Below are 9,576 nucleotides of genomic sequence, written 5' to 3' on the forward strand. Positions count from 1 at the left end.
GACCAAGACCTATAGATTGGACGCCAAGTTATGATTTGAATGATAAAATCCCATTTGGTTTGTATGTTTTTGATAACGAATCGAAGACTTTATTAAAAAATGATACAATCAAAAAAGTAACAACTACACCTTACGAATATTTTGAAAATATTTATGATTATGACACTTTGGTAAAAACCTATAAAGAAAATGGAACCATTTTGTCTATTTCAGAATATTATATGATTGATGACGAATCGACTGATGAACTTTTTTATTTTGTAGGTCATGGCAATTCAGCTTTTATAAGTACCAAAGATTTTTCGCAAAAATTTAGAGACAGTTTAGGTTTTGAAATTGTTTCTGAATTTGAAATGAACCAAGACATACAATTGTCGTTAGCCAATAAAAAACTAAATGCAAAAAGTTACAGTTTTAATATTGGCGCCAGCTCAAGTTCCTTTAACAAAATTGACAATTCAAAAACGACCGTTTTAGGTTTTCAAGAAGTAAAAAAAGAAAAGAAAATAAATTTTATAAAAATTGCTTACAAAAGTGGATTTTTCTATCTTCATACACAACCAGCAGCTTTTACAAATTATCATTTACTAAAAGAAAATCATTCAGAATATACTGAAAAAATTGTTTCCTATATTCCAGAAGGAACTGTTTTTTGGTTGGTAAAAGACTTAAACGGAAATGCTATTTCAGATTCTCCCATGCGATATTGGCTAAGTCAACCAGCATTAAAATGGGCTTGGTATTTATTTGCATTAGGAGCTCTTGTTTTTATGATATTTAATGCAAAACGACGACAACGAATCATTCCTATTATAAAACCACTTCCTAACACAACTGTCGATTTTACAAAAACAATTGGAAATTTATATTATCAAGAAGGAGATCATCAGAATATTATTGACAAAAAAATAATTTATTTCCTAGAAAAAATAAGACATGATTACCTGATTGATACAACCATTCTTGATGAAAATTTTATAAAAAAATTACATTCAAAAACCGGCAAAAATAGTCAAGATATCGAAAAAATTGTACGTTTGATAAACTATCACAAAAAGAGTTACAATCAAAGTATAGAACAGGATCTAATTGAAATAAATAATGCAATTGAAAAAATTATCAACTAATGGAAAATACAGAAAATAACTTTCAGCCCGAAGAAAACTTAAATTTTCAATCTCGATTAGATTTAGGTCCATTAAATGAAGGTGTCGAAAAAATTAAGAAAGAACTCGAAACAGTAATTGTAGGACAACACAAGATGATCGACCAGCTTCTAGTTGCCATTTTATCAAACGGACACATTTTGATCGAAGGTGTTCCTGGCGTTGCAAAAACGATTACTGCCAAAATTTTGGCCAAAACGCTTTCAGTAGATTTCAGCAGAATTCAGTTTACACCAGACTTGATGCCATCAGATATCTTAGGAACATCAGTTTATGACTTAAAAAAATCTGAATTCGAATTTAAAAAAGGGCCTATTTTCTCTAATTTAATTCTGATTGATGAAATAAATCGTGCGCCAGCAAAAACACAAGCAGCACTTTTTGAAGTAATGGAAGAACGTCAAATCACGATTGATGGAAACACATATGAATTAGAAAAACCGTTTATTGTTTTAGCTACTCAAAACCCAATAGAACAAGAAGGAACGTACCGTTTGCCTGAAGCACAACTCGATCGATTTTTATTCAAAATAAATATCGATTACCCAAAATTAGATGAAGAAATTCTGATTATACAACGCGAACACACGTTACAAAATCATGGCAAATTAGATCATATAAAACCAATTCTTTCTGGTGCCGAAATAAAAAAATACCAAGATATTGTAAAACAAATAATTGTCGAACCCAATCTTCTCGAATACATTGCTAAACTAGTTGTAAACACACGAGAAAATGCCTTCTTATATTTAGGAGCTTCACCAAGAGCTTCCATTGCAATATTGAATGCTGCCAAAGGTTTTGCAGCAATTCGTGGTCGCGATTTTGTAACTCCAGAAGACATAAAAGAAGCTGCAATTCCAGTTTTACAACATAGAGTAATTGTAACACCTGAACGTGAAATGGAAGGCATAACAAGCATTCAAATTATAAATCAAATCATCGAAACGATAGAAATTCCGAGATAAAACTTGAAACTAATTAAACAATTATATATCAACAATTTATTTTTCTATTCACTTATTGGTGTTATAGTCGTGTTTTGTTTGGCGTTTATATTTCCTGCATTATACAATGCAGCTTGGTATTTATTATTGGTTTTATTGTCTTTTTTTGCATTGGATTTTATAATTTTATTTTCATCAAAAAAAGGGATTGAAGCACATAGAATTACGCCCGAAAAATTATCCAATGGTGATGAGAATTCTGTCGTAATAAATGTTAAAAATTTTTATACTTTTCCTGTTTTCGCTAAAGTTATCGATGAAATTCCGTTTCAATTTCAAGTACGAAATTTTGAAATTAAACGAAAAATAAAACACAATTCGATTGATGATTTTCAATACTTTCTTCGACCAACAGAACGTGGCGAATATCATTTTGGAAATCTAAACGTTTACATTTCGTCTCCACTGAATCTGGTTGCAAAACGATATACTTTCGACAAAGATCAGACAGTTCCCACTTATCCATCTTATATTCAATTACGAAAATATGATTTGATTGCTTTTTCGAATAATTTGTTCCAATATGGAGTCAAAAAAATTCGAAGAATTGGTCATACTATGGAGTTTGAACAAATAAAAGAATATGTTCCTGGTGATGACATTCGGACTTTAAACTGGAAAGCTACTGCAAAGAAAAATGCGTTGATGGTAAACCAATTTCAAGACGAAAAATCTCAAAACATTTATATGGTTATTGATAAAGGGCGAACTATGAAAATGCCTTTTAACGGTTTGAGTTTGCTTGATTATGCTATAAATGCAACTTTAGTTTTATCGAATGTAATTCTAAAAAAACAAGATAAAGCGGGTATGTTTTCTTTCTCAAAAAAGGTCGAAAATCGAGTTGTTGCCGAAAAGAGAACTTCTCAAATGCAAAAAATATTAGAAAGTTTATACAACATAAAAACCGACTATTTTGAGAGTGATTACTCTAGATTATATGTAGACATAAAGAAAAACATCAATCATAGAAGTTTAATTATATTATATACAAACTTCGAAACACTAGATGGCTTGCATCGTCAAATGCCTTATTTAAAAGGAATTGCGAAAAATCATTTATTAGTAGTTGTCTTTTTTCAAAACACGGAATTATTTCAGATTACACACAAAAAATCTGAAACAATTCAAGAAATATACGATAAAGTAATTGCCGAAAAATTCATTTTTGAAAAGAAATTAATCGTAAACGAACTCAAAAAATACGGAATTCATTCTGTACTAACACAACCCGAAAACCTAACGCTAGACACCATAAATAAATACCTCGAAATAAAAGCAAGAGGTATATTGTAAACCAAAAAAATTATGAAAAAAATCATCTCCTCTCTATTGTTATTAATAGTTTTTATTGCATCTAGTTATGCTCAAGATTCACTAACGATTGATTACGACAAAATTGAGAAATCTTTAATTTATAAAACGGGTAAAATCGAATTCCCATCAGGAAATGCAATATTATCTGTGCCAAAAGGATTCAAATTTTTAGATGCAAAACAAACCCAATATGTACTTAAAGATTTATGGGGAAATCCAGAAGACACGACTGTTTTAGGCTCTATTGTTCCCGATAACAAAGGCGTTATGAATGATAATAGTTGGTTGTTTGTAATCAATTATCAAGAAGATGGTTATGTAAAAGACGATGACGCTAATGACATAAATTATGATGATTTATTAAAAGACATTCAAGAAGAAATGCGCAACGAAAATCCTGAAAGAATAAAACAAGGATTTGGATCAGTCGAACTAGTAGGATGGGCATCGAAACCATTTTATGATGAAAAGCTGAAAGTGTTACACTGGGCAAAAGAGATAAAATTTGGAAAATCTAAAGACAATACTTTAAACTATGATTTAAGAGTTTTAGGAAGAAAAGGAATGTATACTATTTCGGCAGTTGCCAGTATGCACGAATTAGCTGAAGTAAAAGCTAGTATTCCTAATGTTATAAATAGCATTCAGTTTAAAGAAGGACATACTTATTTCAATTTCGACGAAGATACTGATACTGTTGCCGCTTGGACAATAGGTGGACTTGTAGCTGGAAAAGTTTTAGCAAAAGTTGGAATTTTTGCCGTAATAGCAAAATTCGGAAAAGTAATATTCATTGGACTTATCGCAGCATTTGCAGCTGTTAAAAAGTTCTTTTTTGGAAACAAAGAACAAGAAGTTACAAAACCAAAAGTAGAAGAATTAGCAGAAGAAGCAACTAAAGAAGAAGAGGAATAAATAATTTATTTTATCTATTAAAAAAGGTTTTCGAAATTTAAAATTGTGAAAACCTTTTTTATTATTAGATTCTTATCATTTAAAATAATCCTTGTAACTTTGACATTTACTATTTCAAAATGAAACAAATCACTTCCTCGCAAAATCCGTTTATAAAATCATTAGTTTTATTACAAGAAAAATCGAAAGCTCGCAAGCAATCTGGAACTTTTTTAATAGAAGGACAACGTGAGATTGAACTAGCTATAAAAGGAGGATTTGAAATAGAAACCATTCTATTTTTACCCGATTTGATTTCAAATAACCAAATAGCCAAATTATCAAACAACCAAACAGAACTTATTGAAATCTCTAAAGAAGTTTATCAGAAACTAGCTTATCGAGACACTACAGAAGGTATTTTGGCTATAGCCAAAGCAAAATCTTTCGGATTATCCGATTTAAAATTATCTAAAAACCCCTTAATTCTTGTTGCTGAATCTCCCGAAAAACCAGGAAATATTGGCGCATTACTTCGCACAGCCGATGCCGCAAATCTAGATGCGGTAATTATTGCCAATCCAAAAAGTGATTTATACAATCCAAATATTGTTCGATCAAGCGTGGGTTGTTTGTTTACCAATCAGATTGCAACTGGAACAACATCAGAAATTATTTCTTTTCTAAAAGAAAATAAAATCAATTTTTACTGTGCCACATTACAAAATTCGACTTCCTATCACACCCAAGATTACACAACGCCAACCGCATTAGTTGTAGGCACAGAAGCAACAGGACTATCCCAAGAATGGAGGGACAATGCGACTCAAAACATTATTATTCCTATGCAAGGCGAAATAGATTCTATGAATGTTTCGGTAGCCGCTGCAATTTTAATTTTCGAAGCCAAAAGACAACGAGGATTTTAAAAAATCAATATTGAAAAACCCTTTCATAATTCATTTTATTATTCTAACTTTAGGAATTGAAGAAGAATATTATGGTAGAAATTGATATCGAAAAGGAAAATAAAGCTATCGCTCAGGAATACAAGGAGTTACTTCGGATAAGTTATCAAACACTTACGCCAGAAGACAAAAAATTGATTCGTAAAGCTTTTGATGTAGCTGTAGATGCGCATCAAGACCAACGTCGTAAATCTGGCGAAGCATATATTTTCCATCCCATTGCAGTAGCAAAAATTGTAGCTGGAGAAATCGGTTTGGGAGCAACCGCTATTGCCGCTGCATTGATGCATGACGTTGTCGAAGATACTGATATTACCGTTCAAGAAATCGAAAAAATGTTTAATCCCAAAGTGGCACAGCTTGTGGAAGGATTAACAAAAATTTCGCAAGTAAAAAAAGACATGAACATTTCTATGCAAGCCGAAAACTTTCGTAAAATGTTGTTAACTCTAAATGATGATGTTCGTGTAATTATCATAAAACTAGCCGACAGATTGCATAATATGCAAACCATGGAATCGATGGCGGAGTACAAACAAGTAAAAATTGCTTCCGAAACTTTATATATTTATGCACCACTAGCCCATCGATTGGGTTTATACAATATAAAAACAAAACTAGAAGATTTAGGACTAAAATATACTGAACCAGCTGTTTATAACGATATCGTCAGCAAAATAAAAGAAACAAAAGAAGAGCAAGACCAATACATTAAAAACATTACTGATGTATTAAAAAAATCCCTCGACGAAGAAGGTGTTGAATATATTATAAAAGGTCGACCAAAATCTATTTATTCCATTCGTCGTAAAATGGCGGCTCAAAATGTAACTTTTGACGAGGTTTATGACAAATTTGCACTTCGAATTGTTTATAAATCAAATCCGCACGACGAAAAATTCTTAGCTTGGAAAATATATTCGATAGTAACAGATCACTATCGTCCGAGTCCAAGCCGTTTGCGAGATTGGATCTCTTCACCAAAATCTACAGGTTACGAAGCCTTACATATTACTGTTATGGGACCGTTGGGTCGTTGGGTCGAAATTCAAGTTCGAAGCGAACGCATGGACGAAATTGCCGAAAAAGGATATGCAGCTCATTACAAATACAAACAAGGTGCCACCGAAGAAAGCGGACTTGATGTTTGGCTTAATTTGCTAAAAGAAGCCTTAGAAAATGCTGAAACAAATGCAGTAGATTTTGTCGAAGATTTCAAGATGAATTTGTATGCTAAAGAAATTTTTGTTTTTACACCCAAAGGCGAAATAAAATCACTCCCAAAAGGAGCCACATCGCTCGATTTTGCATTTAGTATTCACTCAGAAATAGGAATCCGAACAAGAGGAACGCGTGTAAACGGAAAATTAGTTCCACTAAACACCGAACTAAAAAGTGGTGATCAAATAGAAATAATCACTTCTCAAAATCAGAAACCCACTATAAACTGGATAGATTATGTAACCACATCGAGAGCAAAAAATAAGATTAGAAATGTTCTTAATGAGAATACTAAGAAAATAGCGGAAGATGGTAAAGAAATTTTAGCTCGCAAATTAAAACACTTAAAAATCACATTAAACGAATCTACAATTAATGAATTGGTTAATTACTTTAAACTAAAAACCAGTTTAGATTTATTTTATAGAGTTGGTGTTAGCGCCATAGACAACCAACAATTAAGGGATTTTGCCGCTCAAAAAAGTAATACTTTTATGAACTTCTTTAAAACCAAAATAAAAAGAAGCCCTGGTGTAAATCCTGAATCCGTTAATAAAAACGAACTGTCGAGTAGTTATGACATGCTTGTTTTTGGCGTTGAGCAAGACAAATTAGATTATAAATTATCCGCTTGTTGCAATCCAATCCCTGGTGATCCTGTTTTTGGGTTTGTTACCATAAACGAAGGAATAAAAGTTCACAAACGCGATTGTCCAAATGCCATAAGTATGCAATCTAACTATGCTTACCGAATTATGCAAGCAAAATGGATCGATTCTTCACAGCAAGAATTTAAAGCCATACTCGAGATTACTGGCATGGATAGTATTGGTCTAACAAATGAACTAACTCGTGTCATTTCAAACAATATGCATGTTAATATTCAAAGTATTTCACTCTCTGGTGATGCAGGAATTTTTAACGGAACACTAGCCGTAATTGTTGCAAACAATACCATTCTTAAAAAACTAATAGACAATATTAAGAAAATTGATGGCGTAGATAGAGTCACAAGAATTTATAATAACTAACTTATATCTTTTATACGTTCCTAATTTAGGTTAATCAAACTTTCATATTTCCACATAGAAAATACTAACGCTTCAAAGCAAAATGTCCTTTTACAGTTCTTCCGTCTTCTAAATTGACAGTGTACCAATAATCAGTTGCAGGTAGTGATTGATTATTGAAAGTACCATTCCAACCTTGACTGGTTGGTGTGATTTGTTTGATTAGTTTACCAAAACGATCAAAAATAGAAATACTTGTTTTAGCATTTAATTTGCTGTTTGCGCCTTTTATATTCCAATAGTCATTGAAACCATCGCCATTTGGCGTAAAGTAACTCGGGATTCCTAAAACAGCTACTTCTTCGTTTGCAATGCCACAACCATTTAAATCTTTCACATAAAGGTTATAAACTCCAGCGGAAACATTGGTAAAAACATTCGATTCTTGATAATCCGTAGCATTTAAACTATACACATAATTGCCAAGTCCCGTTACAGTAACCACAAACGAATTATCTTGTGACAAATCGATTACTTGTACATTCGTTATTGTAGCGATATCCGAAGCCGTAACGGTAATCGTTCTTGTTTTAGGACAATTTAGACTATTAGATACTTCAACGGTATATATTCCTGCTTCGTTTATAGTTAGTGTGTAATTTGTTCCTATCACGGCAGGGTTACTATTGAGTTTCCAAACATACGTATAGTTTGGTGCTTGGGTTAAGTCTAAAAGTCCTGCGTCAATCGTTTTTGAAATCGTTCGTTCGTTACAAACTAGTTCATCACCTACTAAACTAATAGTAGGTACTGGTTTTACCACAAATGAAATAGTATAAGTAGTTTTACAAGTCGCATTGATTGGATTAACAACTTCTACTCTTACATTTTGCGTGGCAGTTACAAACGGATTTGGTAATGGACTTGGCAACGAATTGTTAGTTGCATCAAAATAATTGACTATCATTCCCGTTTGACTTCCTAAAATCGTATTTTGAAAAGTCGAAGTATCGAAAGAATACAAACCATTTTGATTGATTGGATTGGGTTCATCATCACAAACCGTGGTTAATGTTGTTGCAATAGGAAAAGCTTCGGGTAAATCGTCCACTACAAATTGTATTGTAGTTTCATACGAACAAGCTTTCGTAGTAGTATTGGTAACCACCACTGTTATAGTTTGCGAAGCCGTTACAAAAGGATTGGGTAGCGGACTTGGTAGTAGATTATTGTTTTGGTCAAAATAAGTAACAGCGACATTCGTTAAACCATTTAATAAAGTGCTTTGCAAATTTACAGTATCAAAACCATACAATCCGTCTTGATTGTCGTCGCAATGATTTCTTACGATTGGATTTACAATTGGAATTCTTTCTACATTTAGTGTAATGTGACTACCTAATCCCAAACACTCATTATTGAGTTGACTATCAACACGAATGTAAATATTTTGAGTGGTTGGATAACCAATATTTCTATAATTTGAAATATCCGTTATTGCATTGTTTTCTGCTAGTGCATCGGTTAGATTTCTATAATAGGTAATATCTAGTTGTTGTCCCACAGGAAATATCGCTTGTATTTGAGGTGTTACCGCACTAAAATCGAAAGAAGAAACACCGTCAGTATTCGTTCCTAAAATAGCATCGTCACATTGGGTAAAACTTTGCGTATAGCTTGGTGGAATTTGAGTTGTAGAAACTATCAAATTGAGTTGCGCCACTCTAAAACAACCATTCGCATTTGAAACTCGAACATACATCACATCGTTACTTACCACTTGGTTGGTGTAAGTCGTAAAGTTTAGAATAGGATTTGTATTATTTTGAGCATCTGATGGTGTTTCAAAATAAGTAAACGTTTCATTGGCAAAATTGGTTGAAATGATGCTATTAGCTTGGGTTAGATTAAAAACACTAAAACCATCGATGTTATCGTCACATTGTTTTAAATCAACTATAGTTACAATAACTGGTAACGAAAATACTTGCAA

The 9,576-nt window shown here is 32.4% G+C and carries 7 protein-coding genes; 6 read left to right on the forward strand and 1 reads right to left on the reverse strand.

Going from position 1 to position 9,576, the window contains the following annotated elements:
• The 6 genes from ACHZC3_RS08480 to ACHZC3_RS08505 all read left to right on the forward strand — a co-directional run.
• Positions 1–1,127: DUF4350 domain-containing protein (locus tag ACHZC3_RS08480; protein WP_394759440.1), on the forward strand; the 1,127-nt coding region annotated here is incomplete at its 5' end.
• On the forward strand, positions 1,127–2,134 hold the full coding sequence (locus tag ACHZC3_RS08485) for an AAA family ATPase (RefSeq protein WP_394759441.1): 1,008 nt from the start codon (positions 1,127–1,129) through the stop codon (positions 2,132–2,134). The genes ACHZC3_RS08480 and ACHZC3_RS08485, both read left to right, overlap by 1 nt.
• Before the next feature lie 3 nt (positions 2,135–2,137).
• A complete protein-coding gene (locus ACHZC3_RS08490) occupies positions 2,138–3,469 on the forward strand; it encodes a DUF58 domain-containing protein (protein ID WP_394759442.1) in 1,332 nt (443 codons plus the stop codon).
• Positions 3,470–3,481: 12 nt separating this feature from the next.
• Positions 3,482–4,405, forward strand: coding sequence for a DUF2167 domain-containing protein (locus tag ACHZC3_RS08495; protein WP_394759443.1), 924 nt, complete (start codon positions 3,482–3,484; stop codon positions 4,403–4,405).
• Positions 4,406–4,524: 119 nt separating this feature from the next.
• Positions 4,525–5,313, forward strand: a complete 789-nt coding sequence (locus ACHZC3_RS08500) for a TrmH family RNA methyltransferase (RefSeq protein WP_394759444.1) — start codon at positions 4,525–4,527, stop codon at positions 5,311–5,313.
• Positions 5,314–5,384: 71 nt separating this feature from the next.
• A complete protein-coding gene (locus tag ACHZC3_RS08505) occupies positions 5,385–7,604 on the forward strand; it encodes a RelA/SpoT family protein (protein ID WP_394759446.1) in 2,220 nt (739 codons plus the stop codon).
• Positions 7,605–7,668: 64 nt separating this feature from the next.
• Here ACHZC3_RS08505 and ACHZC3_RS08510 read toward each other — a convergent pair.
• Positions 7,669–9,576, reverse strand: a 1,908-nt coding sequence (locus tag ACHZC3_RS08510; protein WP_394759445.1) for a T9SS type B sorting domain-containing protein, incomplete at its 5' end; no start/stop codon positions are given.

The organism is Flavobacterium sp., from assembly GCF_043720215.1.
In the GTDB taxonomy this organism is placed as follows: Bacteria; Bacteroidota; Bacteroidia; order Flavobacteriales; family Flavobacteriaceae; genus Flavobacterium.

Coding starts and splice junctions, on each gene's coding strand:
- ACHZC3_RS08495 (WP_394759443.1), top strand. CDS start 3,482: ATGAAAAAAATCATCTCCTCTCTATTGTTATTAATAGTTTTTATTGCA.
- ACHZC3_RS08500 (WP_394759444.1), top strand. CDS start 4,525: ATGAAACAAATCACTTCCTCGCAAAATCCGTTTATAAAATCATTAGTT.
- ACHZC3_RS08485 (WP_394759441.1), top strand. CDS start 1,127: ATGGAAAATACAGAAAATAACTTTCAGCCCGAAGAAAACTTAAATTTT.
- ACHZC3_RS08505 (WP_394759446.1), top strand. CDS start 5,385: ATGGTAGAAATTGATATCGAAAAGGAAAATAAAGCTATCGCTCAGGAA.